This is a genomic window from Rhizorhabdus histidinilytica, assembly GCF_900167915.1.
GTDB classification, from domain to species: domain Bacteria; phylum Pseudomonadota; class Alphaproteobacteria; order Sphingomonadales; family Sphingomonadaceae; genus Rhizorhabdus; species Rhizorhabdus histidinilytica.
Genome location: NZ_FUYM01000001.1, coordinates 429,634 through 453,825, shown reverse-complemented (window position 1 = coordinate 453,825; position 24,192 = coordinate 429,634). Strand labels below are relative to the sequence as shown.

Below are 24,192 nucleotides of genomic sequence, written 5' to 3'. Positions count from 1 at the left end.
GCCAATCTCCGGCTTTCATCCTTGTAAGGACGCCTCGATGCGCCGTTCCCGAACCCTGCCGATCGCCCTGCTCGCGGGCACCATCCTGCCGCTCGCCGCCCAGCCCGCCCACGCCGCGCCGGCCCCGGTCGATCCCGCGCAGCACCGCCAGATGCTGGACATCTGGAAGAAGATGATCTCCATCCCGACCGTCCATGGCCGCGGCCAGACAAGGGCGATGGCGACTTACGTCGCCGACCTGCTCAAGCAGGGCGGCTTCGCGGCCGAGGACATCGTGATCGAGGGCGAGGGCGACGACATCTCGCTCGCCGCCCGCTACCGGGGCACCGGCAAGGGCAAGCCGCTGCTGCTGTCGGGCCACATGGACGTGGTCGAGGCGCGGCCGTCCGACTGGACGCGCGATCCCTTCACCCCGGTCGAGGAGAACGGCTTCGTCTACGGGCGCGGGTCGCTCGACATGAAGTTCGGCGACGCAGTGCTGGTTTCGACCCTGCTCAAGCTCAAGGCCGAGGGGTTCAAGCCGTCGCGCGACATCCTCCTGCTGCTGTCGGGCGACGAGGAGACCGCGATGGCGACGACCGCCCGCCTCGCCGAGCGCTATGGCGGCGATGCCGAGTTGCTGCTCAACGCCGACGGTGGCGGCGGCATGCTCGACGACCAGGGCAAGCCGGTCGCCTTCTACGTCCAGGGCGGCGAGAAGACCTATGCCGACATCGAGATCAGCGTGACCGATCCCGGCGGCCATTCGAGCCGCCCGGGCGCCACCAACGCGATCGCCACCCTCGCCCAGGCGATCGACCGCATCGCCGCGTATAAATTCCCCGCCCAGGTCAACGAGATCACCCGCGCCTATTTCAAGGCGACCGGCAAGCAGGTCGGCGGCACGATCGGCGCGGCGATGCTGCGCTTCGCCGATAATCCCGACGACGCGGCGGCGATCGCGACGCTGCGCGCCGAGCCCGAATATGTCGGCATCACCGGTACGACCTGCGTGCCCACGATGCTGTCGGGCGGCCATGCGCTCAACGCGCTGCCGCAGAAGGCGACGGTGTCGGTCAATTGCCGCATCTTCCCCGGCGTCCCGATCGAGAGCGTACGCGATACGCTGGCGAAGGTGATCGACAACCCCAAGGCGACCGTCACCATCCTCGATCATCCGCTCGGCAGCGACGCCTCGCCGCTTCGCCCCGACCTGATGAAGGCGGTGCGCAAGGGGATCGACCAGAGCTTCCCTGGCCTGCCGATCGTGCCGCAGATGGCGGCGGGCGCCACCGACAGCCTCTATTTCCGCGCGAAAGGCGTGCCGAGCTATGGCGTGCTCGGCATGTTCCTCAACCCCGCCGACGACTTCTCGCACGGCCTGAACGAACGCGCGCCGGTGGCGAGCATCGATCCGGCGCTGCGGCTGATGCGGACGCTGATCGTCGACCTGTCGAAATAGCTATGAATTTCAAAACACTCTGAATTCAACTTCAGATCATATATCAATCAGTTCGTGTCGAGCCCCGCGACTGCCTGCAAGGCAGGCGCTCGGGATAAACTTCAGCCTTTGGCTGAAGTCGGGACATGTTGCGAGAACCAACGTCCCTCGACTTCGCTCGGGACGAACGGTCCCAAAGCATCTAGCCTCGTTATCTGAGACGGGCGCGTCGGATTGAAAGCCGCTTGCTCTGGACTTGCCGATGCGTAGGAGCGGTTCAGCCCAGGCTGACGCTCAGGAAGCCCGGCACCGGGCCGTTCCAGCCGTCGTCGGGCTCATCGTCGATGGGGTCGCGACGGCGGTCGTCGCGGCGCGGGCGGCGGTCGCGGTCCTCGCGCTTCGCCTCGCGCGGCGCGGGCACCTCGGCCTTCCTCTCGCGGCGTCCGCCCCGCTCGCGCTTCTCGCGCCGCGGCTCGGTCGCTTCGGGGGGGGCCTCATCGGCCGCGCCGGCCGGCTTGCCGCGCCGGGCGATCTTGTTGCCGGTCAGCTTCTCGATCGCCTCGATCGCCTCGGCATCCTCCGGGGTCACCAGCGTGATTGCGGTGCCGGTCGCGCCGCCGCGGCCGGTGCGGCCGACGCGGTGGACATAATCGTCGGGATGCCAGGGCACGTCGAAATTGAAGACGTGGCTGACGCCCTTGATGTCGAGCCCGCGTGCCGCGACGTCGGAGGCGACGAGGATGTTGATCTCCCCGCCCTTGAAGCGGTCGAGCTCGCGCAGCCGCTCGGGCTGCTCCATATCGCCGTGGATCTGCCCGGCCTTGAAACCGTGGCGGCCGAGGCTCTGGGCCAGCTCGCGCACCGTCGTCTTGCGGTTCGAGAAGATGATCGCGGTCGAGACCTCCTCGCCACGCAGCAAATCGCGCAGCGTCTCGCGCTTGCCGCGGCTCGACGTCTCGACGAGCGACTGGTCGATCGCCAGGTTGGTGCTCGCCGGCCGCGACACCTCGATCTGCTTGGGGTTCGACAGGAACTTGTCGGCCAGCTTCTTGATCGGCGCCGGCATCGTCGCCGAGAAGAGCAGCGTCTGCCGCTGGGCGGGCAGCTTGGTGCAGATTTCCTCGATGTCGGGGATGAAGCCCATGTCGAGCATCCGGTCCGCCTCATCGATGACGAGCAGGCTGCACCCGGTCAGCAGGATCTTGCCGCGCCCGAACAGATCCATCAGGCGGCCCGGCGTGGCGATCAGCACGTCGACGCCCTTCTCGAGCGCGGCAACCTGATCGCCCATGTTCACACCGCCGATGAGGAGAGCCATGGTAAGCTTATGATATTTACCATATTTCTCAAAGTTCTCGGCAACCTGCGCGGCGAGCTCGCGGGTCGGTTCCAGGATCAGCGAGCGCGGCATGCGCGCGCGGCTGCGGCCATGCGCGAGGATGTCGATCATCGGCAGCACGAAGCTGGCGGTCTTGCCCGTCCCCGTCTGCGCGATGCCGATCAGGTCCTTCATCATCAGGACCGGAGGGATCGCCTGGGCCTGGATAGGGGTCGGCTCGCTATAGCCGGCCTCCGAGACCGCACGGAGGAGTTCGTCAGAAAGGCCGAGATCGGCAAAGGACATGAAGCTATCCGGAAAAGACGGCAATGAGCGCCGCACAGTGCGCGCGATTGGGCGTCCGACCGTGTTTTGTCAAGGAAATTAGGGGCCGGATGGGGTTCAATCGTCGAGAACGAGCCTGCGGAATCGCTCGATCTCGCACTGTCCGCCGGAACGGGTGCGGATCACGTCGCGATCGCCGCAGATCCTGCCGTCCTCGGTCGGCAGGATGTAGAAGCCCGAATAATAGTCGAGCGCCGGGCAGCGCGAGGAGAATTTGGCACGCAGCCGCTGCCCGCCCTTGAGCGCCAGGTCGATCGCATCGTCGGCGACGACGGCGGCTCCTGCGATCGCGCTCATCGCGACGCATTTGGGGCCCTTCTTCTCCTTCCAGCGCAGCGGCTTGGCGGGCACGCGGCGCGGCACCCGCACGATCAGCGATTGCTCGACGGTGATCTGGGCGACGCGGACGGGGCGCGGATCGGCCGCCGCGGGGATCGCAAGCCCCAGCCCCGTTCCGAGGGCGACCAAGACCATGGGACGTCTCCCGGCACACAGCAATCGCGGCAAGCGGCCAGGCATCACGGTCGAGAATCCACCCTTTTTCGAGATTTCGCGCTTTAAACGCGATCCTTACCCGGTTCGATCCTCGACGCAATCATTTGAACCGTGGATGAACTGACGCGCCATCGCGCGCTGGCAAATCGCGCGGCGCCTGCATTATGCTCCGGCCATGCCCCGCCTCCATGCCCCCGCCCCCCTGCTGCTCGATCGTCTCCGCACCCTGCTCGGGCCGCAGGGCTTCGTCACCGATCCCGATCTCGTGACCCCGTGGCTGACCGACTGGCGCGATCGCTATCGCGGCGAGACCCTCGCGCTGCTCGCGCCATCGTCAACCGCGCAGGTGGCCGAGGTGGTCCGCCTTGCCGCCGAGGCGCGGGTCGCACTGGTGCCGCAGGGCGGCAACACCGGCACGGTCGGCGGCGCGACTCCGCCGGCCGACGGGTCGGCGCTGCTGCTGTCGCTGCGGCGAATGAACCGGATCCGCTCGATCTCCGCCGAGGACAATGCCGTGATCGCCGAGGCAGGGGTGATCCTGTCCGACCTGCACGACGCCGCCGCCGCGATCGGCCGGCGGTTCCCGCTGTCGCTCGCGGCCAAGGGATCGGCGACGGTCGGTGGCCTGGTCTCGACCAACGCCGGCGGCACCCAGGTGCTCCGCTTCGGGCCGATGCGCGCGCTGGTGCTGGGGGTCGAGGCGGTGTTGCCCGACGGATCCCGGTTCGAGGGACTCGCGACGCTGCGCAAGGACAATCGCGGCTATGATCTGCGCCAGCTGCTGACCGGCGCCGAAGGGACGCTCGGCGTCGTCACCGCCGCCGCGCTGCGGCTGGTGCCCGCCGTGGCCGCGCGCGCGGTCGCCTGGGTCGGGGTGCCCGATCCGCGGGCGGCGCTGGCGCTGCTCCGCCGGCTGGAGGAACGGACAGGCGAGGCGGTCGAGAGCTTCGAACTGGTGCCGGCGGACGCGCTCGCGCTGGTCCTGCGCAACATCGGCGGCGCGCGTGCGCCGCTGGCCGATCCCTGTCCGTGGAACGTGCTGGTCGAGGCGATAGGAAGCACCGGTGGCCCCGATCCGCGCGACGCGCTCGAACAGGCGCTCGCCGCCGCGATCGAGGACGGGCTGGTCGTCGACGCGACGATCGCGGCGAACGAGGCGCAGGCCGAGGCGCTGTGGGCGCTGCGCGAATCGATCTCGGAGGCCGAGAAGATCGACGGCCCCTCGCTCAAGCACGACATATCGGTGCCGGTGTCGGAGATGCCGGCCTTCCTGGAGCGCGAGCGCGAGCGGATCGAGGCACGCTATCCGGGGTCGCGGATCATCGCTTTCGGCCACCTCGGCGACGGCAACATCCATTTCAACCTGCTGCCGCCCGAGAACGCCTCCCGCCGCGCCTGGATCGCTGAGCATGGCGCCGCGGCGAGCGCGCTAGTTCACGACCGGGTCGCCGCGGCCGGGGGATCGCTGTCGGCCGAGCATGGCATCGGCCAAGCCAAGCTGGACGAGTTCGCGCGGCTGACCGATCCGGTTCGTCTCCACGCCCTTCGCGCGATCAAGCAGGCGTTCGATCCGCTGGGTATCATGAACCCCGGAAAGCTCGTTCCGCTTGCTTCCGACGACGAGGACCAATAGACGGCGGCGGCATCCTTCGGGCCCGTCGTCCGAACACGAGACCTATATTCTTCAGGAGATTTTCGATGGCGAGCGCCCCGGCCAACGCCCTGCCCCTGTTCTACAACGACCTGCAGCCCCTTTCGAGCCAGCTCCACGCCTCGTGGAAGGCGAAGACGATGGAGAGCGCCGAGTTCTTCGGCAAGGCGCATGCGGTGCCGCTGACCGTCGAGGAGTTCATCCCGGCACAGCGCCATTACCCGATCGTCTTCTCGGTCGGTCCCGATCCCGTTCCGCTCGCGCTGTTCGGCCTGAACGAGGGCGTCAACGTCTTCACCGACGAGAAGGGCCAGCCGACCCGCGACCTCTACGTCCCGGCCTATGTCCGCCGCTACCCGTTCATGCTCGCGCGGCTGCGGCCGGACAGCGACGACCTTTCGCTCTGCTTCGACAGCACCGCCGGCCTGCTGGGCGAATTCGACGATGGCGCGCCGCTGTTCGAGGGGGAGGAGCCTTCGGAGGCGATCAAGAACACCCTCGCCTTCTGCGAGCAGTTCGAGCAGGCCGGCATGCGCACCGGCATGTTCATGCAGGAGCTGATCCAGAACAAGCTGCTGATCGACGGCGAAGTGACGATCGAGCCCGACGGCGGCGGCCAGCCCTTCGTCTATCGCGGTTTCCAGATCGTGTCGGAAGACAAACTCAAGGAGCTGCGCGGTGACGTGCTCCGCAAGATGGTCCAGAGCGGCCTGCTGCCGCTGATCTATGCGCACCTCTTCTCGCTGTCGCTGATTCGCGATGTGTTCTCGCTGCAGATGCAGCAGGGCAAGGCCCCGGCCATGCCCGCCCCGGCGGTTCCGGCCTGACCCCGATCCGGGGCCGGAAACGCTTCCGGCCTCGGACGCCGTCCGGACCCAAAGCCACGACAAAGATAAGGAATTTTCCCGAGGAGGACGAACTGTCCTTGAATCCGCAGGGGAAGCGCCCTATCTTGTTGATGTGCGGTGGTCGTGCCCCCCTTTCGCGGCCCCGTACGACGCATCCCTCGGGATGCGTTCCTCCCTGAACCTTGGCCACCTCGTGCGTAAGCACGAGGTGGTTCTTTTTTATGCGGAAGATCGAAAGCCCCGATTTCCGGGCTTTTGAGGCTCTGACGGTCTCTTTCGCTATTCGGCCGCCATCGGCAGGTCGGGGCTGAACAGCGCCCCCAGTTCCGCGACGATCGCCGCGAGCAGCCGTCCGCAATCCTCGATCTGAGCGGTCGGCGCGTCGAGCGCGGCGTCGAGATAGAGCGATCGGTCATATTCGATCTGGATCGCATGGACCTGCCGGCGCGGCCGGCCGTGGCGGTCGATCGTATAGCCGCCCGCATAGGGATGGTTGCGCGCGGCGCGCAGCCCCACCCCGTCGATCACCGCCAGGACGAGATCGACCACCGCTCCGGCGGCGCCCGCACCGAAGCGGTCGCCGATCACGATGCGTACCGGGCCGCCCGCCTGCCGCACCGGCAGCGGCGGCATCGAATGACAATCGATCAGCACCGCCGCACCGAACACCGCACGCGTCGCCTCGATCCGCTCGGCGATGGCGCGATGATAGGGCTCGTGGACCTCCGCGATCCGCCGCATGGCGGCGTCCACCGGCATCCTCGTGCGCCACAATTCGCCACAGGAAGGCAGGCGGCGCGGGAACAGGCCGAGCCCGGCGCGGACCTTGCCGGTCATGAGCAGCCCCTCCGTGCCGGGCTTCCCCTCGATCATCGCCGGATCGATCTCGCGCGGGTCGCGGTTGAGGTCGATCGCGGCGCGCGCGAGATGCGCGACGATCGCGGTCGCGCCCGCATCGACCGCCTGGGCGACGAGCCGCTCGGCATGGCGATCCTCCAGCGCGCGCAACCGCTCCATCGGCACCCGCGCCCGCGCCACCACCTCGGCGGGATAGGATCGCCCGGCGTGCGGCACCGCCAGCAGCACCGGCGAGCGCGGCGTCGCGGGACCGAGGATCGAGAAGGCGGGTTCGGAAGCCATCGCCGCCAGTGCTAGGGAGGTCGGGCACGGCGTGCAACCGCCGCCTTTCCGCCACCATTCCCCGAAGGTCGAATTTCGCGCGGCTGGAATTTGTTAAGCGATGGGCGCATAAGGAGGGCGCGGGTCCGGCATGTGGCCGGCTGCGGGGTACGATCGGGTCATGATCCGTATATTGCTGGCCGAAGACGACGATTCGATGCGCGAATATCTGGCGCGCGCGCTCGAACGGTCGGGCTACGCCGTCACCAGCGTCGACCGCGGCACCGCCGCGCTGCCGCTGATCGAGGAAAGCAGTTTCGACCTGCTGCTGACCGACATCGTCATGCCCGAGATGGACGGGATCGAACTGGCGCAACGCGCCAATGTGATCGCGCCGAACATGCGCGTCATGTTCATCACCGGCTTCGCCGCGGTCACGCTGAAATCCGGCGCGACGCCGCCCGACGCCAAGATATTGTCGAAACCCTTCCACCTGCGCGACCTGGTTCTCGAGGTCGATCGGATGTTCCAGGTGGGCAGCGCTTCGGGCCTTTGAAGAAAAAGCTGTGACACGGGGTTGCGCACCCCGAAAGCCTCGGCTAGGGAGCCCCGCATTGGGCGTGTAGCTCAGTGGTAGAGCACTGTGTTGACATCGCAGGGGTCGCAAGTTCAATCCTTGCCACGCCCACCACAAACCCCGGCAAGTCGCTGACTTGCCGGGGTTTTTGTTTCCCGAAAGACTGCTTCCGAGCCCGCCGGTGCGGGATGAAGGACATCGCCCGTTCATTCCTCTATACGCGTCGGCGACGAGGCATGAGGGAGAGGCATGGCGTGAACCGTCCCGGCATAGACTTCCTCACCGTGTTCGCGCTGCCGCCGGTGGCGTTCGTCGAGCTCGCGGCCGACCTCGGCGCGCCGTCCATCTCGCTGATCCTCGAACCGCTCGACTGCAACCCGGAAGGCTATGCGCCCTATTCGCTGCGGACCGATCGCGCGCTCCGGCGCGATCTGGTTGCCGTGGCGCGGGATCATGGGGTGACGCTCGCGCTCGGCGAAGGCCTGGTCGTCCGCCCCGATCGCGACGTGCGCGACCTCTATGCCGACGACGTCGCGATCATGGCGGAGCTCGGGGTGCGCTGCGTCAACATATTGAGCTTCGATCCCGACATGGCGCGAACCTTCGATCAATATGCCCTGCTGGCCGAGATGGCCGGCGCGGCCGGCATCGACAGCGCCATCGAGTTCTCGCGCGGGCGCGTCAGCACGCCGGACCTGCCGACCGCTCTAGCGGCATGGCGGCATGTCGGCCGGTCCGATTGCCGAATCCTGCTCGATACGATGCACCTCATCCGCTCGGGTGGAACGCCCGCCGACGTCGCCGCGCTGGCGCCCGGCACGATCGGCTATGTGCAGCTCTGCGACGTGCCACTCGCGCCGGCCCACCCCATCTATTTCGAGGAAGCGGCCTTCTCGCGCCTCCCGCCGGGCGAAGGCGAACTGCCCCTGTTCGACATCCTGATGGCGCTCCGCGACGATCCGGCGATCGGCGTCGAGGTGCCGATGCGCGCGGTGGCCGAAGCGGGCATCGGTCCGCGCGAGCGCGCCGAACGGGCGCTGGCCCCTGCCCGCGCGCTGATCGATCGCGTCGCGGCGGCGCGCCTGGCAGCCTGAGTTCCGCTAGTCGCCCGTGCCGCCGCCATGATAGGCGGCGCGGAAATCGGCGGCGAAGCTCGACAACGTGCCAGTCGCGATCGCCGCGCGCAGGTCCTCCATCAGCCCCTGGTAGAAGCTGAGATTATGCTCGGTCATCAGCATCGCGCCGAGGATCTCGCCGGCGCGGATCAGGTGGTGGAGATAGGCGCGGCTGAACTGGCCGCACACCGCGCAGGCGCAGCTTTCGTCGAGCGGCCGCTCGTCCTCGCCGAACCGGGCGTTGCGCAGGTTGATCGGACCCCGGCGGGTGAAGGCCTGGCCGTTGCGCCCCGATCGCGTCGGCAGCACGCAGTCGAACATGTCGATACCCCGCTCGACCGCGCCGACGATGTCGTCGGGCTTGCCGACGCCCATCAGGTAACGAGGCTTGTCGGGGTCGAGTTGGCCCGGCGCGAAGTCGAGCGTGGCGAACATCGCCTCCTGCCCCTCGCCCACCGCGAGCCCGCCGACCGCATAGCCGTCGAAACCGATCGCCAGCAGCGCGTCGGCCGAGGCCTTGCGCAGCTTCTCGTCGAGCGCGCCCTGCTGGATGCCGAACAAGGCCGCCCGCCCGGCATGCTCGCCGCCCGCGTCGAACGCGTCGCGCGAACGCTTGGCCCAGCGCATCGAGCGCTCCATCGCCTCGGCCTGCTGCTGCACCGTGGTCGTGGTCGGCACCAGCTCGTCGAACGCCATGACGATGTCGGAACCGAGCAGCCGCTGGATCTCGATCGACCGCTCGGGACTCAGCATGTGCGCGGAGCCGTCGAGATGACTCTTGAACGACACGCCCTCTTCGCTCCGCCGGGTCAGCGCCGACAGGCTCATCACCTGATAGCCGCCGCTATCGGTCAGGATCGGTCGATCCCAGCGCATGAAACGATGCAGCCCGCCGAGCCGGGCGACGCGCTCCGCGCCGGGGCGCAGCATCAGGTGATAGGTGTTGCCGAGGATGATGTCCGCGCCGGTCGCGCGGACGTCTGCCGGCTTCATCGCCTTGACGGTCGCGGCGGTCCCGACCGGCATGAAGGCCGGAGTGCGGATGTCGCCGCGCTGCATGCGGATCGTGCCGGTGCGGGCCTTGCCGTCGGTCGCGGCGATCGAGAAGTGGAAGCGGGGTGCCGTCATGGCCGCAGGCCATAGAGGCGCGGCCCCGTACTGCCAAGGCTTGCGCTCCGTCGCCCCCTGCGGCACGGGCGATCCATGCATCTGGCCATCGAAACCTATGCGCTGCTGACGGTCGTCGCCTTCATCGCCGGCTTCATCGACGCGATCGCCGGCGGCGGCGGGCTGCTGACCGTTCCGGCGATGCTGTCGGCCGGCGTCCCGCCAATCGCGACGCTGGCGACCAATAAGCTGCAGTCAAGTTTCAGCTCCGCCACCGCGACCTTCAACTTCAGCCGCAAGGGCCTGATCGACTGGCGGACCTACTGGCCACAGGTGGTGGTGATCCTGATCCTTTCGGGGCTCGGCGCCTGGATCGTCCAGTCGATCAAGACCGATGTGCTCAAGCTGATCGTGCCGGTGCTGCTCGTCGCAGTCGCCGCCTATGTGCTGCTCAGCCCGCGCATGTCGGACGAGGACGTTCATCATCGGCTTGGCACGCGCGGCTATCTGCCGGTCGGAGGCGCGATCGGCTTCTATGACGGCTTCTTCGGACCGGGCACCGGCAGCTTCTTCGCGACCAGCCTGGTATCGCTGCGCGGCATGGGCCTGATCCGCGCTACCGCACACACCAAGGCATTCAATTTCTCTAGTAATTTCGGTAGCTTGATTGTTTTTCTTTCGACCGGACATGCAATGATCCTGCTTGGCCTGTGCATGGCGGTCGGCGCCGCCTCGGGCGCGTGGACCGGTTCGCACACCGCGATCCGCTTCGGGGCGAAGGTGATCCGTCCGGTGCTGGTGACGATCTGCCTCGCGCTCACCGCCAAGCTGCTCTGGGACGCACTGAGCTGAACCGGTTTCGGGGTTCCCCCTCGCCGCCCCGATGGCCTATGAGGGGAAACCGCACGGGCTATTCGCCACGGCGCCCGAACGACTCACCGAGGAACCGCTTGCCTTCCCGAGCCGTCGGCGCCCAGCAGGGGCCCGTACAGGCAGGAGAGAGTGACGTTGAGCGACGAGAACAGCACGCCGGACAGCCCGCCAGCCGCGGAGAAACCCGCCGCAAAGAAGAAGAAGGGCGTCCCCACCCCCAAGATCACCAAAAAGACCGCCGTCGTCGGCGCCGCGATCGGCATCGGATCGGCGGCGATCGTCGCCGCGCTGCTCTACACCAACCGCAACAACGGCGGCGGCAAGAGCTGACACCGGGCCCCATGCGGATCTTCACGATCGGCTATGAGGGCGCGACCCAGGCGGAGCTGATCGATCGGCTCCGCACCGCCGGCGTGACGCTGCTCGCCGACGTCCGCGCGGTGCCGCTATCTCGGCGGCCGGGCTTTTCCAAGAATATCCTGGCAGCCGGACTGCGCGAGGCCGGGATCGACTATGTCGGGCTGAAGGCGCTCGGCACGCCGCCCGAAGGCCGCACCGCCGCGCGGCGCCACGACATGACGACGCTGCGCCGGGTCTATGACGGTCAGCTCGCCCTGCCCGAAGCGATGGCGCAGGCCGCGATGCTGGCCGACATGGCGCGCGAACGGCCGACCGCGCTGCTCTGCTTCGAGCGCGAGCCCGGCTGCTGCCACCGTTCGCTGCTCGTCGAAGCGGTGTTTCCCGATGCCGAGGTGGTCGACCTGTTCGCCTGACGGGAGCGCGCAGCCCGCTCGCGCGTTTCCGGAGCATGCCTTCCTCGGTCATCCGCAGCTTCGACTATGACGCGGCGGCGCGGCGGCTCGACATCGAGTTCGTGACCGGCCGGCGTTACAGCTATCACGACGTGCCGGCGCGGATCGTCGCGGCGATGCGGGCCGCACGCTCGAAGGGGCGCTTCTTCAACGCCCGCATCCGCGACCATTTCGCCTTCACCCGCCGCTGATGCGCGTAAGGATCGGTACCGCCGGCTGGTCGATCCCCTCGATCCATGCCGCCGCCTTCCCCGCTGAGGGAACGCATCTCGAACGCTATGCGGCCCGCTTCGATGCGGTCGAGATCAACAGCAGCTTCTATCGCCCGCATCGCGTCACCACCTACCGGCGCTGGGCCGCGAGCGTCCGCGACGATTTCCGGTTCGCGGTGAAGATCCCCAGGCGGATCAGCCACGAGCTGCGTCTGGTCGACTGCGGCGACACTCTCGACCGTTTCGTGGCGGAGGCGAGCGGGCTTGGCGACAAGCTGGGCGTCCTGCTGCTGCAATTGCCGCCGTCGCTGGCCTTCGACGCCAAAGTGCTGTCCGCCTTCCTGGCCCTATGCCGCACGACGACCCAGGTGCCGATCGCCTGCGAGCCGCGCCATCCGAGCTGGTTCACCGGCGCCGCCGACCGGCTGCTGGCCGATCGTCGTGTCGCCCGCGTCGCCGCCGATCCCGCGCCCGCCAAGGGCGCGGGGGAACCCGGCGGCTGGCCGGGGTTGGTCTATCTCCGGTTGCACGGATCGCCGGTCATGTATCGCTCGGCCTATGGCGAAGCCGAACTGGACCGCCATGCCGCGCTGCTGCGATGCCATGGCGGCTGGTGCATCTTCGACAATACCGCCGCCATGGCCGCGACCGGCGATGCCCTCGACCTGCAGGCGAGACTCGCCTCTCCGGAACGCCGCGCAGGCCCAGTCGTTTAGAGCCCGCCACGTAGGAGGACGGATAATGTATAGACATTTTCTGATCGCATCGACGGCCGCGCTCGCGCTGAGCCTCGCCGGATGCGGCAAGAAGGCCGAGCAGACGGCCGACAGCGTCGCCAATGGCGCCGCCGGAACCGCCGACACGGCGGGCGCGATGGCGTCGAACGCGATGGTCGACGTCCAGCAGGCGATGACGCCGACGCCCACCGGACAGGATTTCGTCGACAAGGCGGCCAAGTCCGATGCGTTCGAGATCGCCGCGGCCAAGATCGCGCAGACCAACGCATCGTCGCAGGCCGTCAAGGACTTCGCCGCCGAGATGATCAAGGCGCACACCGAGTCGACCGCGAAGATCAAGGCCGCGGCGGCGACCGCTACCCCCGCGATCACGCCCAACGCCACGCTGACCGAGGACCAGAACGAGGATCTTGCCGAACTTCGCGCCAAGAAGGGCGCCGCGTTCGACGAAGCCTACATCGACAACCAGGTCGACGCCCATGAGGACGCGCTGGTGCTGATGCGCGACTATGCCGAGCATGGCGACACCGCGTCGCTCAAGACCGCGGCTGGCGGGATCGCGCCGGTGGTCCAGAAGCATCTCGACCACGCCAAGAGCCTGGACAAGTGATCGCCTGAAGCGTCTCCGTCAGACGACGAGCACGACCTTCCCGACATGATCCTCGTCCAAGCGGCGGTGTGCGTCGGCCGCCTGGGCGAGCGGGAAGGTCGCGTCGATCACCGGCTTCAGCCGCCCCTCCTCGACATGCGGCCAGACCACCGAGGATATCTCCTCTGCCACTGCCGTCTTGAAGGCCGCGCTGCGGGGCCGCAGGGTCGATCCGGTCAGGGTCAGGCGCTTCTGCATGATCTTCCAGATCGGGATCTCGGCCTTGGCGCCGCCGAGCACCGCGATCGAGACATGGCGGCCGTCATCGGCCAGGCAGTCGATGTTGCGCGGAACATAGGCGCCGCCGACCATGTCGAGGACGATGTTCACGCCCTTTCCGCCGGTGATCCGATCGATCTCCGAGACATAGTCCTGGCTGCGGTAGTTGATCGCGTGGGCGGCGCCCAGCCCGATTGCGGCCGCACATTTCTCGTCCGACCCGGCGGTGACGATCGTCTCGACCTGGAAGATGCGGCCGAGCAGGATCGCCATCGTGCCGATCCCGCTGGTCCCTCCATGGACGAGCAGCCGGTCGCCTTCGGCCGCATAGGCACGCTCGTAGACGTTGCTCCACACGGTGAACAGGGTTTCGGGGATCGCCGCCGCCTCGACCATCGACAGGGTGTTCGGAACCGGCAGGCAGAGCCCCGCCTCGGCCGCGACATAATCGGCATAGCCGCCGCCCGCGACGAGCGCACAGACCGGCTGGCCGAGCAGTTCGGGCAATGCCCCCTCCCCCAGGGCCACGACCTCGCCGGAAACCTCGAGGCCGAGGATCGACGGCGCGCCGGGAGGCGGCGGATAGGCGCCGTTGCGCTGGGCGACGTCGGGACGGTTGACCCCGGCCGCCGCGACTCGGATCAGCACCTGGCCGGGTCCCGGCCGGGGAACCGGGCGGCGCACCGGCTGCAATATCTCGGGTCCGCCCTTGCCCTCGGGGTCGATCGCGGTCATCCAGTCGGGAATCTCGACCATTGGTCTCCCTTTTCGGCTTTGCCGAGGCGTGCTTCTCGCAGGGTTTATTGACATGCGGCCCGCCACGGTCAACGTTATGCGCATGGAGCCCGACGATCTTTTCGCGAAGCGCCCCGACGACCCGGTGACGCAACTCATCCGGCAGGACATCGACCATCTGTCGGTCGACGAGCTGGAGGCCCGCATCTCCGCGCTGCAGGGCGAGATCGAGCGGTGCAGGACCAAGATCAAGAACGCCCTTAACCATCGCGCAACGGCCGAAAGCCTATTCAAGCGATGAGGACGCGTCTGCCGGGAAGCGGTGTCCGCTTGCTCCGGCGGGAGGTCTTGATGAACGGCCTGAGGCATCCGACATATGGTGCAGCGGCATGGCTCGGCCCATGCCGAACGGAGTAAAACGACCATGCCATCCTTCGCCCGCGAACTCGAACAGACGCTGCACAACGCGCTGAGCGCCGCCAGCAGCCGCCGCCACGAATATGCGACGCTGGAGCACCTGCTCCTCGCGCTGATCGCGGACGAGCATGCGTCGAAGGTGATGACCGCCTGCGGCGTCGACCTGAGCGAGCTGCGCAACGCGGTCACCAACTATCTCGATACGGAGCTCGACGCGCTCAAGGTCGAGGGCGAGACCGATCCTTCCCCCACCAGCGGCTTCCAGCGGGTCGTGCAGCGCGCGATCCTGCACGTCCAGTCGTCGGGCCGCGAGGAAGTGACCGGCGCCAACGTCCTCGTCGCGCTGTTCAGCGAGCGCGAGAGCTATGCCGTCTTCTTCCTGCAGCAGCAGGACATGAGCCGCCTCGACGCGGTCAGCTACATCAGCCACGGCGTCGGCAAGGCCGGCCAGCCCACCGAGCAGCGCGAGGTCAAGGGCGCCGAGGAGGAGAAGGCGCAGGCCAAGGCCGACGGCAAGAAGGGCGAGAGCGCGCTCAAGCAGTTCTGCGTCAACCTCAACGAGAAGGCCAAGAACGGCAAGGTCGATCCGCTGATCGGCCGCGGGCCCGAGGTCGACCGCACCGTCCAGATCCTGTGCCGCCGGTCGAAGAACAACCCGCTCTATGTGGGCGATCCTGGCGTCGGCAAGACCGCGATCGCGGAAGGGCTGGCGCGCAAGATCGTCGAGGGCGACGTTCCCGAGGTGCTGCTGCCGGCGGTGATCTACTCGCTCGACATGGGCGCGCTGCTCGCCGGCACCCGCTATCGCGGCGATTTCGAGGAGCGGCTGAAGCAGGTCGTGACCGAGCTGGAGAAGCTGCCCCACGCGGTGCTGTTCATCGACGAGATCCACACCGTGATCGGCGCGGGCGCCACTTCGGGTGGCGCGATGGACGCGTCGAACCTGCTCAAGCCGGCGCTTTCGGGCGGCACGATCCGCTGCATCGGATCGACCACCTACAAGGAGTTCCGCAACCATTTCGAGAAGGACCGCGCCCTGCTGCGCCGGTTCCAGAAGATCGACGTCAACGAGCCGACGATCGAGGACACGATCAAGATCATCACCGGCCTGCGCTCGGCGTTCGAGGAGCATCACAACGTCAAGTACACGCCCGACGCGATCAAGGCCGCTGTGGAGCTGTCGTCGCGCTACATCAGTGACCGCAAGCAGCCGGACAAGGCGATCGACGTGATCGACGAGGTCGGCGCCTCGCAGATGCTGGTGCCGCCGAGCAAGCGCAAGAAGGTGATCACGCCCAAGGAGATCGAGGCCGTGATCGCGACGATGGCGCGCATCCCGCCGAAGTCGGTGTCGACCGACGACAAGAAGGTGCTCGGCACGCTCGAGACCGACCTGAAGCGCGTCGTGTTCGGCCAGGACAAGGCGATCGAGGTGCTGAGCTCCGCGATCAAGCTGAGCCGCGCGGGCCTGCGCGATCCCGACAAGCCGATCGGCAACTATCTGTTCTCGGGCCCGACCGGCGTCGGCAAGACCGAGGTCGCGCGCCAGCTCGCCTCGATCCTGGGCATCCCGCTCCAGCGCTTCGACATGTCCGAATATATGGAGCGCCATTCGGTCAGCCGGCTTATCGGCGCCCCTCCGGGCTATGTCGGCTACGACCAGGGCGGCCTGCTGACCGACGCCGTCGACCAGCATCCGCACAGCGTGCTGCTGCTCGACGAGATCGAGAAGGCGCATCCGGACCTGTTCAACATCCTTCTCCAGGTGATGGACAACGGCAAGCTGACCGACCACCACGGCAAGACGGTCGACTTCCGCAACACCATCCTGATCATGACCACCAACGCCGGCGCGTCCGACATGGCGCGCGAGACGCTGGGCTTCGGCAACCTCACCCGCGAGGGCGAGGACGAGGAAGCGGTCAAGAAGATGTTCACGCCGGAGTTCCGCAACCGCCTCGATGCGATCGTCCCCTTCGGCTACCTGCCGACCGAGGTCGTCGCGCGCGTCGTCGAGAAGTTCATCCTCCAGCTCGAGCTGCAGCTCGCCGACCGCGACGTGCACATCAGCCTCGACGAGGAGGCCCGCAACTGGTTGACCGCCAAGGGCTATGACAAGCTCTACGGCGCCCGCCCCATGGGCCGCCTGATCCAGGAGAAGATCAAGCAGCCGCTGGCCGAGGAGCTGCTGTTCGGCAAGCTCGTCCATGGCGGCGAGGTGAAGGTCAAGCTCAAGGACGACGCGCTCTCCTTCGAGATCGTCCCGGCCGCGCCGAAGCGCCCCAAGAAGGGGGGCGGCGCCAAGCCCAAGATCAAGGCCTGAACCTTCGAAACGAGAAAGGCCCGTCTCCCCCAGGAGGCGGGCCTTTTTCTTTTGCCTGTGCGCGTCATGCCGGCGGAGGCCGGCATCTCGGCGGCTCTGCCTCGACCTCATCTCCCCTCTCCCGAGATCCCGGCCTCCGCCGGGATGACGGAAGGCTTTTTCCTCCGCCCCCATTGATCGGCGCGCGTCCAATCCTCATGTTCCACCCCGGCAACAACCGAGGACTTCACCCCCCGCATGACAGCATCCATCATCGACGCCCGCGCCGTTCGTCTCGCGCTGGGCAAGGGATCGGCGCGGGTCGATATCCTCAAGGGCATCGATCTCGCGATCCAGGCGGGCGAGACGGTGGCGCTGCTCGGGCCGTCGGGGTCGGGCAAGTCGTCGCTGATGGCGGTGCTGTCGGGCCTCGAACGCGCCGACGACGGCCGTATCGACATCGCCGGGCTCGACTTCGGCCGGCTCGACGAGGACGCGCTCGCCGCCGCGCGGCGCGGGCGGATCGGGATCATCCTGCAGGCCTTCCACCTGCTGCCGACGATGACCGCCCTGGAGAATGTCGCGGTGCCGCTCGAGCTGGCGGGCGAGGCCGACGCCTTCGCGCGCGCCGCCGCCGAGTTGGAGGCGGTCGGCCTCGGTCATCGGCTCGACCATTATCCGTCACAGCTTTCGGGTGGCGAGCAGCAGCGGGTGGCGATCGCCCGCGCCACCGCGCCGCGCCCCGCCATCCTGTTCGCCGACGAGCCGACCGGCAATCTCGACGGCGCGACCGGTGCCACGATCATGGACCTGCTGTTCGACCGCCAGCGCGAGACCGGCGCGACCCTGCTCGTCATCACCCATGATCCGGCGCTGGCGGCGCGCTGCGCCCGGATCGTCGAGATGCGCGACGGGGCGATCCTTTCCGACCGGGCGGCCGCGTGAAGGCCGCCTGGGCGCTCGCGCTGCGCGACATGCGCGGCGGGCTGAAGGGGCTTCGCCTGCTGATCATCTGCCTGTTCCTCGGTGTCGCGGGGCTCGCGGGAGTCGGCAGCCTGTCGCGCGCGATCACCGCCGAGCTGGACAGCCGCGGTCGCGAGATATTGGGCGGCGACATCGAGATGCGGGTCGCCCAGCGTGAGGCCGCGCCCGACGAGCGCGCCGCCTTCGTCCGGCAAGGTGCGGTGTCGGAAACGATCCGGTTGCGCGCCATGGCGTCGCGCGCCGACGCGGCCGCCGCGGTGCTCGCCGAGCTCAAGAGCGTCGACGATCGCTGGCCGCTCTACGGCGCGCTGCGGCTGGAACCGGGGGCGCTCACGTCCCGCCCCGCCGGCCTCGACGCGATGATCGCCCCCGCACTGGCCGAGCGGCTGTCGCTCAGGATCGGAGACAGGGTGCGCGTCGGCGAAACCAGCTTCCGGGTCGCGGGGCTGATCGCCGAGGAGCCCGACCGGGTCGGCGAAGGCTTCACCCTGGGACCGAGCATCCTGGTCTCGCGCGAGGGGCTGGCGGCGACCAGGCTCGTCCAGCCCGGCAGCCTCTTCACCGCGCGCTACCGCATTCGGCTGCCGGCCGACCGCGACGCCCATGCGATCGCCGAGCAGCTCGGCGAGCGCTTCCACGACGCCAATTGGGAGGTGACCGACCGTACCAACGCCGCGCGCGGGCTGCGCCGGCTGGTCGACCAACTCGGCCAGTTCCTGACCCTGGTCGGGCTGACCGCGCTGGTCGTCGCCGGGATCGGCGTCGGCAACGGCGTCGCCTCCTGGCTCGATCAGCGGCGTCCGGGCATCGCGACTCTCAAGATATTGGGAGCCTCCTCCGCCACCATCTTCCGCATCTATCTGATTCAGGTCGCGATCGTCTCGACGGGGGCGATCCTCGCCGGCCTCGCGGTCGGCACCGCGGTGCCCGCGATCGTCGGCCAGCTGGCGGGCGACGCGCTGCCGGTCGCGCCGAAATTCGCGGTCTTTCCGTTGCCGCTGCTGATCAGCGCCGTCTACGGCCTGCTCGCCGCGCTGCTGTTCAGCCTGTCGCCGCTGGCGCGGGCGGGGCAGGTCAGCCCGGCGGCGATCTTCCGCGCGCGGATCGAGCCGCTCGGCTGGCCGCGCTGGCGGGTGCTGCTGCCGATGCTCGGCGCGGGGCTGGGGATCGCCCTGCTCGCCATCGCCACCGCGCGGCAGCCGATGCTGAGCGCCGGCTTCCTCGCGGCGACCGCCGGCATCTTCGCGCTGCTCGGCGCGATCGGCTGGCTGGTCCGGCGCGGCGCCCGCGCCCTGCCCCGTCCGCGCCGGCCGCTGCTGCGCCTCGCCATCGCCAATCTCCACCGCCCGGCAGCCCAGACCGACCGGCTGATCGTCGCGCTGGGCCTCGGCCTCACCCTGTTCGTGGTGCTCGCCGTGGTGCAGACCAGCCTGACCCACCAGATCGAGAAGACCGTCCCGGCCGTCGCCCCCAGCTTCTTCGCGCTCGACGTGCCGACTGAGGATATCGACCGCTTCCGCTCGACCGTACTGGCCCGCGCGCCGGAGGCGAGGATCGACAGCGTTCCCTCCCTGCGCGGATCGGTGGTCGCGGTGCGCGGCGTCCGCGTGACCGACATGAAGCCGGTCCCCAAGGGCGCATGGATCCTCAACGGCGATCGCGGGCTGACCTATTCGACCAGGCTCGCCGAGGGCAACGAGATCGTCGCCGGCAAATGGTGGCCGGCCGACTATGCCGGCCCGCCGCTGATCTCGGTCGAAGAGCAGGCGGCCAAGGCGCTCGACCTCAAGCCCGGCGACAGGATGACTCTGTCGGTGCTCGGTGTCGAGATCGAGACGACCGTTGCATCGATCCGGCGGGTCAATTGGGAGACGATGGGCTTCAACTTCGGCATCGTCTTCGCGCCCGGCGCGCTCGAAGGTGCGCCGCACAGCTATATGGCGACGATCGCCATCCCCGATGCGCGCGAGGCGGCGGTCAACCGCGCGGTGATCGCAGGCTTTCCCTCGGTGTCGCTGATCCGGGTCAAGGATGTGGTCGAGCAGGTTTCGTCGATCTTCGGCCAGCTGGCCACCGCGATCCGCGCGGCGGCGTCGGTGGCGCTGGCGGCCGGGGTCGCGGTGCTGGTCGGCGCGGTCGCCGCCTCGCGCCGCGCGCGGCTCTACGACGCGGTGCTGCTCAAGCTGCTCGGCGCGAGCCGCCGCCAGATCCTGACGGCGCAGGCGATCGAATATGCCCTGCTCGCCGCCGTCATCGCATTGCTGGCCCTGGCGGCGGGAACGGCGGCCGGCTGGTACGTCGTCACCCGGATCTTCGAGCTGGCCTGGGCGCCCGACTGGCCGATCGTGCTGGGAACGCTGGCGGCCGGGGCGCTGGGCACGCTCGGGATCGGCCTGCTCGGATCGCTGCTGGTGCTGGCGGCGCGCCCGGCGGCGGCGCTGCGATCCTTGTAGCGCCCGCTATAAGAACCTCGCCCGTGCCGCGGCGAGCGCCTCGGGCGTGTCGACGTCGATCGTCACCCCAGGATCGTCGCAGGCGAACGGCACTGGCGGAGAGCGGGCGAGAATGTCGCGCCCGCCCTTGTCGCCGCGCAGCCCGGCCAGCGCCGGGAAATGGTCGCGGCCCCACGCCACCGGATGGCCGGGCGTCCCATCGAAAACCGGACGAACGATCGCGTGGGAGGCAGACGCGGCGGCGAGCGCGCGCAGCGTCGCCGGACGAACGAAGGGCATGTCGGCGAGGCCGATAAGCGCCGCCGTCCAGTCGCCGGGCACCGCCGCCACCGCCGCCGCGAGCGAATGGCCCATGCCGAGCGCATGATCCGCGACCGGGACGAGGCGGGCGCGATCGGCGAGCAGCGCGCCCACCGCGCCGCCCGGCGCGACGGCGACGATCGGCCGGTCGAACCCGGCGGCGAGGAGCGCTTCGAACGCGTGGAGGGCGAGCGGCCGCCCGCCCAGATCGGCCATCAGCTTGTCCGCGCCCATCCGGCGCGCACTGCCCGCCGCCAGCAGGATCGCGCCGACGTTCACGCCCCGCGCAGCGCCGCCGTCGCGCCGGCGAGGATCGACAGTGCGATCTCCGCCGGGGTGGCGGCGGCGATCGGCAGGCCGGCCGGGCCGTCGATCCGGGCGATCGCCTCGGCCGTGCAACCGGCGGCGCTGAGCCGTTCGATCCGCTTCGCATGGGTGCGGCGCGATCCCAACGCAGCGATGTAGAAGGCGTCGCTGCCGAGCGCCGCGATCAGCGCCGGATCGTCGATCTTGGGATCGTGGGTCAGCGTGACCACCGCGGTGCCGCCGTCGGGGCGCCACTCGGCCATCGCTTCGTCGGGCCAGCGGGTGTCGACCTCGATATCGGCGAACCGATCGGCGGCGGCGAAGCTGTCACGCGGATCGACGAGCTGGACCCGATAGCCGAGCTGGCGGGCGAGCGGGACGAGATGCTGGCTGACATGGACCGCGCCGATGATCATCATCCGGAGCGGCGGCGGATAGAGGTTCACGAAACGCCCCTCCTCCTCCCCGGTGTCGCGCGCGACTTCGGCGGCGGCACCGGTCGCGAGGTCGCTGGCGACGGCGATGGCACGGCCGGCCCGGCGCTCCGCGACAATGCGATCGAGCAGCGCGGACGGAAAATGGGTATCGTCGATCGTCTGGATCAGGATGGCGATGCTGCCGCCGCAGGCCAGGCCGAAGCTCCAGGCATCGTCGTCCTGGACGCCATAGTCGCGCCGGTCGAAGCCGCCTCCGGCCGCGAGCAACGCCTGCGCCGCGACCAGCACGTCGCCCTCGACGCAGCCGCCGCTGACCGATCCCTCGAACAGTCCGTCGTCGCGGACGATCGCGTGCGACCCGCGCCGGCGCGGCGCCGAGCCCCAGGTCTGCATCACCGTCGCCAGCGCGACGCCATGGCCCTGCGCGAGCCAGGTGCAGGCCTTGCCGAGAAGATCGTCGAGTTCGTCGAGCATGATGGCGGTCGTGACTCCGGTTCCCAATCGCACGGGGCTTGCCCGCGTCCGATGCGCGAGGCATGGGTTGCCCTTCCATTTCACGGGCGGACCGCCCAGCGCAAGGACCATCAATGACCGAAGCGACCATCGACGTCGTCGGGATCGGCAATGCGATCATCGACCTGCTCGCCCACGCCGAAGACTCGTTCCTGACCGAGCATCAGCTGAACAAGGGCGCGATGACGCTGATCGACGAGCCGACCGCCGAGCGGCTCTATGCCGCGATGGGGCCGGCGACCCGCGCCTCGGGCGGATCGGCGGGCAACACCATCGCCGGGCTCGGATCGCTCGGCGCCTCGTGCGGCTATATCGGCAAGCTACGCGACGATGAGCTCGGCGCCGCCTATCGCCACGACCTGCTCGCCTCGGGCGTGCGCTTCACCACGCCGATGGCGAGCGATGGCCCGTCGACCGCGCGCTGCATCATCTTCGTCACCTCGGACGCCGAACGGACGATGAACACCTATCTCGGCGCCTGCGTGAACCTGACGCCCGACGACATCGACGAGGCGCTCGTCGGGTCGGCGAAGATCACCTATCTCGAAGGCTATCTCTACGACGAGCCGCACGCCAAGGCTGCGTTCCACCGCGCCGCCGACATCGCCCACGGCGCGGGCCGCAAGGTCGCGCTGACCCTGTCCGACGCCTTCTGCGTGCTGCGCCACCGCGCCGACTTCCTCGACCTGATCCGCGACCGGATCGACATATTGTTCGCCAACAAGGCCGAGCTGCTCGCGCTGTTCGAGACCGAGGACCTCGACGCGGCGCTCGATCGCGTCGCCGGCATGGTCGAGCTGGCGGCGGTGACGCTGAGCGCCGAAGGATCGGTGGTCGTGCGCGGCACCGAGCGGGTACGGAGCCCCGCCGCCCATATCGAGCGCGTGGTCGACACCACCGGCGCGGGCGACCTCTACGCAGCCGGCTTCCTCTATGGCCTGACCCGGGGCCTGCCGCTGGCCGAATGCGCGCGCATCGCCGGGCTCGCCGCGGCCGAGATCATCTCCCACTTCGGCGCGCGGCCCGAAGTGCCGCTGCGCGAGTTCGCCGGGCTCGACTGAGTCGATCGAGGCACCCCTCTCCCCTCATCCCCGCGAAAGTGGGAATCTCACTTCTCTTCGTCCCCCGTCCGGCAGGCATGAAAAGGCAGAGAGATCCCGGCTTTCGCCGGGATGACGGGAGATAGGTTTCCAAACAAAAAAGGGCGGCCCGAGGGCCGCCCTTTTCGTGTCGAGCTGTCCGTCGCCTCAGAAGGCGCCGGCATACTTCTCGTTGCCGACGAAGCCCATCTTCTCGACCTGGGCGCGCTTCGTCACCGCGAGGACGCGGTCGACGAGGTCGTAGCGAGCCTGGCCATCCGGCTCCAGGTGGAGCTCGGGGATCGGGTTCATCGTCTGGGTGATGTCGAGATACTGGCGCAGACGCACCAGATCGATCGGCGACCCATTCCACAGGACCTGGTTGTCGGGCGTGATCACCACCTTGTTCTTCACCGGGTCGACCGGCGGCGGGGTGTTCTGGCCCGTGTCGACCGGCAGGTCGAGCTTCACCGCGTGGGTCTGGATCGGAATGGTGATGATAAACATGATCAGGAGCACCAGCATCACGTCGATCAACGGCGTGGTGTTGATGTCCATCATGGGCTCGCCTTCGGTCGTGCTTGCGGCCATTGCCATGACTAAAACTCCTCGAAAGCGAAATCAGAGACGCGCGCTGGTGAAGCCAGCGGGCGGTTCCGAAATGAAGCCGACGCGGGTGAAGCCTGCACGCTGCATCGTGTAGACGGCACCGCCGATGCAACGATACGGCGTGTTGACGTCACCACGGATGTGGACTTCCGGAAGCTCGAGGCCGGGGGCATTCGGGCCACCCTGGCGATCGATTTCCTTGCGCAGCTTGACGACGGCGCGATCGATCAGCTCCTGCGCGGTCACCGGGGTCTGGCCCCAATAGACTTCGCAGACGCCGGTGGGGGATGCGCGCACGGTGAGCGCGACATTCTCCGGCTTGGTCGTCGTCGGTTCGAACACGACGTTCGGAAGCTTGACCGGAACGGTCTGGATCACGACCGGCACGGTGATGAGGAAGATGATCAGAAGCACCAGCATGACGTCCACGAGCGGCGTCGTGTTGATGTCCGACATAGGGCTACCGTCTTCGGCGGGGCCGGCACTCATGGCCATCGGCAGAAATCCTATCTACTTGTCGGCTCTACGGATGACCGGCTCTGGGCCGGTTCCTGGCCTTT

25 protein-coding genes and 1 tRNA gene are annotated in these 24,192 nt (G+C 68.5%); 17 read left to right on the top strand and 9 right to left on the bottom strand.

Annotated elements, in window-relative coordinates:
- Positions 1–37 precede the first annotated feature (37 nt).
- Entirely contained in the window at positions 38–1,441 is a 1,404-nt protein-coding gene (locus tag B5X82_RS02205) for a M20/M25/M40 family metallo-hydrolase (protein WP_079646389.1), read from the top strand.
- Between the two features lie 256 nt (positions 1,442–1,697).
- Here the strand turns inward: B5X82_RS02205 and B5X82_RS02200 are convergent, their stop codons facing one another.
- Both B5X82_RS02200 and B5X82_RS02195 read right to left on the bottom strand, forming a co-directional pair.
- Positions 1,698–3,044, bottom strand: a complete 1,347-nt coding sequence (locus B5X82_RS02200) for a DEAD/DEAH box helicase (protein WP_079646388.1) — start codon at positions 3,042–3,044, stop codon at positions 1,698–1,700.
- Positions 3,045–3,140: 96 nt separating this feature from the next.
- On the bottom strand, positions 3,141–3,557 hold the full coding sequence (locus B5X82_RS02195) for a hypothetical protein (protein ID WP_079646387.1): 417 nt from the start codon (positions 3,555–3,557) through the stop codon (positions 3,141–3,143).
- 196 nt (positions 3,558–3,753) lie between these two features.
- On the opposite strand from B5X82_RS02195, the gene B5X82_RS02190 reads away from it, so the two are divergent.
- Positions 3,754–5,211, top strand: a complete 1,458-nt coding sequence (locus tag B5X82_RS02190) for an FAD-binding oxidoreductase (protein WP_176152442.1) — start codon at positions 3,754–3,756, stop codon at positions 5,209–5,211.
- A gap of 65 nt (positions 5,212–5,276) precedes the next feature.
- On the top strand, positions 5,277–6,056 hold the full coding sequence (locus tag B5X82_RS02185) for a SapC family protein (protein WP_079646385.1): 780 nt from the start codon (positions 5,277–5,279) through the stop codon (positions 6,054–6,056).
- Positions 6,057–6,356: 300 nt separating this feature from the next.
- Here B5X82_RS02185 and B5X82_RS02180 read toward each other — a convergent pair whose 3' ends face one another.
- Positions 6,357–7,217, bottom strand: a complete 861-nt coding sequence (locus B5X82_RS02180) for an N-formylglutamate amidohydrolase (RefSeq protein ID WP_079646384.1) — start codon at positions 7,215–7,217, stop codon at positions 6,357–6,359.
- A gap of 160 nt (positions 7,218–7,377) precedes the next feature.
- Here B5X82_RS02180 and cpdR point away from each other — a divergent pair, with 160 nt between their 5' ends.
- The 3 genes from cpdR to B5X82_RS02165 all read left to right on the top strand — a co-directional run bounded on the left by cpdR (position 7,378) and on the right by B5X82_RS02165 (position 8,867).
- Positions 7,378–7,752, top strand: coding sequence for a cell cycle two-component system response regulator CpdR (gene cpdR / locus B5X82_RS02175; protein ID WP_079646383.1), 375 nt, complete (start codon positions 7,378–7,380; stop codon positions 7,750–7,752).
- Between the two features lie 60 nt (positions 7,753–7,812).
- Positions 7,813–7,887 (top strand) — tRNA-Val (locus tag B5X82_RS02170).
- Positions 7,888–8,027: 140 nt separating this feature from the next.
- The gene (locus B5X82_RS02165) at positions 8,028–8,867 is read left to right on the top strand and encodes a sugar phosphate isomerase/epimerase family protein (protein ID WP_079646382.1); all 840 of its coding nucleotides are present in this window, start codon (positions 8,028–8,030) and stop codon (positions 8,865–8,867) included.
- A 6-nt stretch (positions 8,868–8,873) separates the two neighbouring features.
- Here the strand turns inward: B5X82_RS02165 and tgt are convergent, their stop codons facing one another.
- Positions 8,874–10,016, bottom strand: coding sequence for a tRNA guanosine(34) transglycosylase Tgt (gene tgt / locus B5X82_RS02160; protein WP_079646381.1), 1,143 nt, complete (start codon positions 10,014–10,016; stop codon positions 8,874–8,876).
- Between the two features lie 75 nt (positions 10,017–10,091).
- On the opposite strand from tgt, the gene B5X82_RS02155 reads away from it, so the two are divergent.
- The 6 genes from B5X82_RS02155 to B5X82_RS02130 all read left to right on the top strand — a co-directional run bounded on the left by B5X82_RS02155 (position 10,092) and on the right by B5X82_RS02130 (position 13,239).
- Positions 10,092–10,847, top strand: a complete 756-nt coding sequence (locus B5X82_RS02155) for a TSUP family transporter (protein ID WP_079646380.1) — start codon at positions 10,092–10,094, stop codon at positions 10,845–10,847.
- A gap of 156 nt (positions 10,848–11,003) precedes the next feature.
- Complete coding sequence (locus tag B5X82_RS02150; protein WP_079646379.1) at positions 11,004–11,198, top strand: hypothetical protein; 195 nt, start codon at positions 11,004–11,006, stop codon at positions 11,196–11,198.
- Positions 11,199–11,209: 11 nt separating this feature from the next.
- On the top strand, positions 11,210–11,641 hold the full coding sequence (locus B5X82_RS02145) for a DUF488 domain-containing protein (protein ID WP_079646378.1): 432 nt from the start codon (positions 11,210–11,212) through the stop codon (positions 11,639–11,641).
- A 35-nt stretch (positions 11,642–11,676) separates the two neighbouring features.
- On the top strand, positions 11,677–11,871 hold the full coding sequence (locus tag B5X82_RS02140; RefSeq protein WP_047169818.1) for a KTSC domain-containing protein: 195 nt from the start codon (positions 11,677–11,679) through the stop codon (positions 11,869–11,871).
- Positions 11,871–12,608, top strand: a complete 738-nt coding sequence (locus B5X82_RS02135; RefSeq protein WP_079646377.1) for a DUF72 domain-containing protein — start codon at positions 11,871–11,873, stop codon at positions 12,606–12,608. Before B5X82_RS02140 ends, B5X82_RS02135 begins: the two co-directional genes overlap by 1 nt.
- Before the next feature lie 25 nt (positions 12,609–12,633).
- Positions 12,634–13,239 (top strand): DUF4142 domain-containing protein, encoded by a 606-nt coding sequence (locus B5X82_RS02130; protein ID WP_079646376.1) that lies wholly within the window; start codon positions 12,634–12,636, stop codon positions 13,237–13,239.
- Between the two features lie 18 nt (positions 13,240–13,257).
- Here B5X82_RS02130 and B5X82_RS02125 read toward each other — a convergent pair whose 3' ends face one another.
- Positions 13,258–14,253, bottom strand: a complete 996-nt coding sequence (locus tag B5X82_RS02125; RefSeq protein ID WP_079646375.1) for an NAD(P)H-quinone oxidoreductase — start codon at positions 14,251–14,253, stop codon at positions 13,258–13,260.
- A 52-nt stretch (positions 14,254–14,305) separates the two neighbouring features.
- On the opposite strand from B5X82_RS02125, the gene B5X82_RS02120 reads away from it, so the two are divergent.
- The 4 genes from B5X82_RS02120 (at position 14,306) to B5X82_RS02105 (ending at position 20,388) form a co-directional block, all read left to right on the top strand.
- Entirely contained in the window at positions 14,306–14,533 is a 228-nt protein-coding gene (locus tag B5X82_RS02120) for a DUF1192 domain-containing protein (protein ID WP_079646374.1), read from the top strand.
- 123 nt (positions 14,534–14,656) lie between these two features.
- A complete protein-coding gene (clpA, locus tag B5X82_RS02115) occupies positions 14,657–16,972 on the top strand; it encodes an ATP-dependent Clp protease ATP-binding subunit ClpA (protein ID WP_079646373.1) in 2,316 nt (771 codons plus the stop codon).
- 237 nt (positions 16,973–17,209) lie between these two features.
- Positions 17,210–17,896, top strand: coding sequence for an ABC transporter ATP-binding protein (locus tag B5X82_RS02110; protein ID WP_079646372.1), 687 nt, complete (start codon positions 17,210–17,212; stop codon positions 17,894–17,896).
- Positions 17,893–20,388: an ABC transporter permease gene (locus B5X82_RS02105; RefSeq protein WP_079646371.1), complete on the top strand. Its 2,496-nt coding sequence runs from the start codon at positions 17,893–17,895 to the stop codon at positions 20,386–20,388. The genes B5X82_RS02110 and B5X82_RS02105 overlap by 4 nt, the downstream gene beginning before the upstream one ends.
- Positions 20,389–20,394: 6 nt before the next feature.
- On the opposite strand, the gene B5X82_RS02100 is transcribed toward B5X82_RS02105, so the two are convergent.
- Positions 20,395–20,967 (bottom strand): nucleotidyltransferase family protein, encoded by a 573-nt coding sequence (locus B5X82_RS02100; protein ID WP_235862572.1) that lies wholly within the window; start codon positions 20,965–20,967, stop codon positions 20,395–20,397.
- Positions 20,964–21,905 (bottom strand): XdhC family protein, encoded by a 942-nt coding sequence (locus tag B5X82_RS02095; protein ID WP_079646370.1) that lies wholly within the window; start codon positions 21,903–21,905, stop codon positions 20,964–20,966. Before B5X82_RS02095 ends, B5X82_RS02100 begins: the two co-directional genes overlap by 4 nt.
- 113 nt (positions 21,906–22,018) lie before the next feature.
- Between B5X82_RS02095 and B5X82_RS02090 the strand changes: the two genes are divergently transcribed.
- Positions 22,019–23,005 (top strand): adenosine kinase, encoded by a 987-nt coding sequence (locus B5X82_RS02090; protein WP_079646369.1) that lies wholly within the window; start codon positions 22,019–22,021, stop codon positions 23,003–23,005.
- A 186-nt stretch (positions 23,006–23,191) separates the two neighbouring features.
- Here B5X82_RS02090 and B5X82_RS02085 read toward each other — a convergent pair whose 3' ends face one another.
- Positions 23,192–23,620, bottom strand: coding sequence for an ExbD/TolR family protein (locus B5X82_RS02085; RefSeq protein ID WP_011950972.1), 429 nt, complete (start codon positions 23,618–23,620; stop codon positions 23,192–23,194).
- A gap of 24 nt (positions 23,621–23,644) precedes the next feature.
- Positions 23,645–24,127, bottom strand: coding sequence for an ExbD/TolR family protein (locus B5X82_RS02080; protein ID WP_079646368.1), 483 nt, complete (start codon positions 24,125–24,127; stop codon positions 23,645–23,647).
- Between the last annotated feature and the right edge of the window lie 65 nt (positions 24,128–24,192).

Bases quoted from the DNA above. Each gene is read 5' to 3' on its own strand.
- B5X82_RS02205 (WP_079646389.1), top strand. From the start codon at position 38: ATGCGCCGTTCCCGAACCCTGCCGATCGCCCTGCTCGCGGGCACCATC.
- B5X82_RS02200 (WP_079646388.1), bottom strand. From the start codon at position 3,044: ATGTCCTTTGCCGATCTCGGCCTTTCTGACGAACTCCTCCGTGCGGTC.
- B5X82_RS02195 (WP_079646387.1), bottom strand. From the start codon at position 3,557: ATGGTCTTGGTCGCCCTCGGAACGGGGCTGGGGCTTGCGATCCCCGCG.
- B5X82_RS02190 (WP_176152442.1), top strand. From the start codon at position 3,754: ATGCCCCGCCTCCATGCCCCCGCCCCCCTGCTGCTCGATCGTCTCCGC.
- B5X82_RS02185 (WP_079646385.1), top strand. From the start codon at position 5,277: ATGGCGAGCGCCCCGGCCAACGCCCTGCCCCTGTTCTACAACGACCTG.
- B5X82_RS02180 (WP_079646384.1), bottom strand. From the start codon at position 7,217: ATGGCTTCCGAACCCGCCTTCTCGATCCTCGGTCCCGCGACGCCGCGC.
- cpdR (WP_079646383.1), top strand. From the start codon at position 7,378: ATGATCCGTATATTGCTGGCCGAAGACGACGATTCGATGCGCGAATAT.
- tgt (WP_079646381.1), bottom strand. From the start codon at position 10,016: ATGACGGCACCCCGCTTCCACTTCTCGATCGCCGCGACCGACGGCAAG.
- B5X82_RS02155 (WP_079646380.1), top strand. From the start codon at position 10,092: ATGCATCTGGCCATCGAAACCTATGCGCTGCTGACGGTCGTCGCCTTC.
- B5X82_RS02145 (WP_079646378.1), top strand. From the start codon at position 11,210: ATGCGGATCTTCACGATCGGCTATGAGGGCGCGACCCAGGCGGAGCTG.
- B5X82_RS02140 (WP_047169818.1), top strand. From the start codon at position 11,677: ATGCCTTCCTCGGTCATCCGCAGCTTCGACTATGACGCGGCGGCGCGG.
- B5X82_RS02135 (WP_079646377.1), top strand. From the start codon at position 11,871: ATGCGCGTAAGGATCGGTACCGCCGGCTGGTCGATCCCCTCGATCCAT.
- B5X82_RS02130 (WP_079646376.1), top strand. From the start codon at position 12,634: ATGTATAGACATTTTCTGATCGCATCGACGGCCGCGCTCGCGCTGAGC.
- B5X82_RS02125 (WP_079646375.1), bottom strand. From the start codon at position 14,253: ATGGTCGAGATTCCCGACTGGATGACCGCGATCGACCCCGAGGGCAAG.
- B5X82_RS02120 (WP_079646374.1), top strand. From the start codon at position 14,306: ATGCGGCCCGCCACGGTCAACGTTATGCGCATGGAGCCCGACGATCTT.
- clpA (WP_079646373.1), top strand. From the start codon at position 14,657: ATGCCATCCTTCGCCCGCGAACTCGAACAGACGCTGCACAACGCGCTG.
- B5X82_RS02110 (WP_079646372.1), top strand. From the start codon at position 17,210: ATGACAGCATCCATCATCGACGCCCGCGCCGTTCGTCTCGCGCTGGGC.
- B5X82_RS02095 (WP_079646370.1), bottom strand. From the start codon at position 21,905: ATGCTCGACGAACTCGACGATCTTCTCGGCAAGGCCTGCACCTGGCTC.
- B5X82_RS02090 (WP_079646369.1), top strand. From the start codon at position 22,019: ATGACCGAAGCGACCATCGACGTCGTCGGGATCGGCAATGCGATCATC.
- B5X82_RS02085 (WP_011950972.1), bottom strand. From the start codon at position 23,620: ATGGCAATGGCCGCAAGCACGACCGAAGGCGAGCCCATGATGGACATC.
- B5X82_RS02080 (WP_079646368.1), bottom strand. From the start codon at position 24,127: ATGGCCATGAGTGCCGGCCCCGCCGAAGACGGTAGCCCTATGTCGGAC.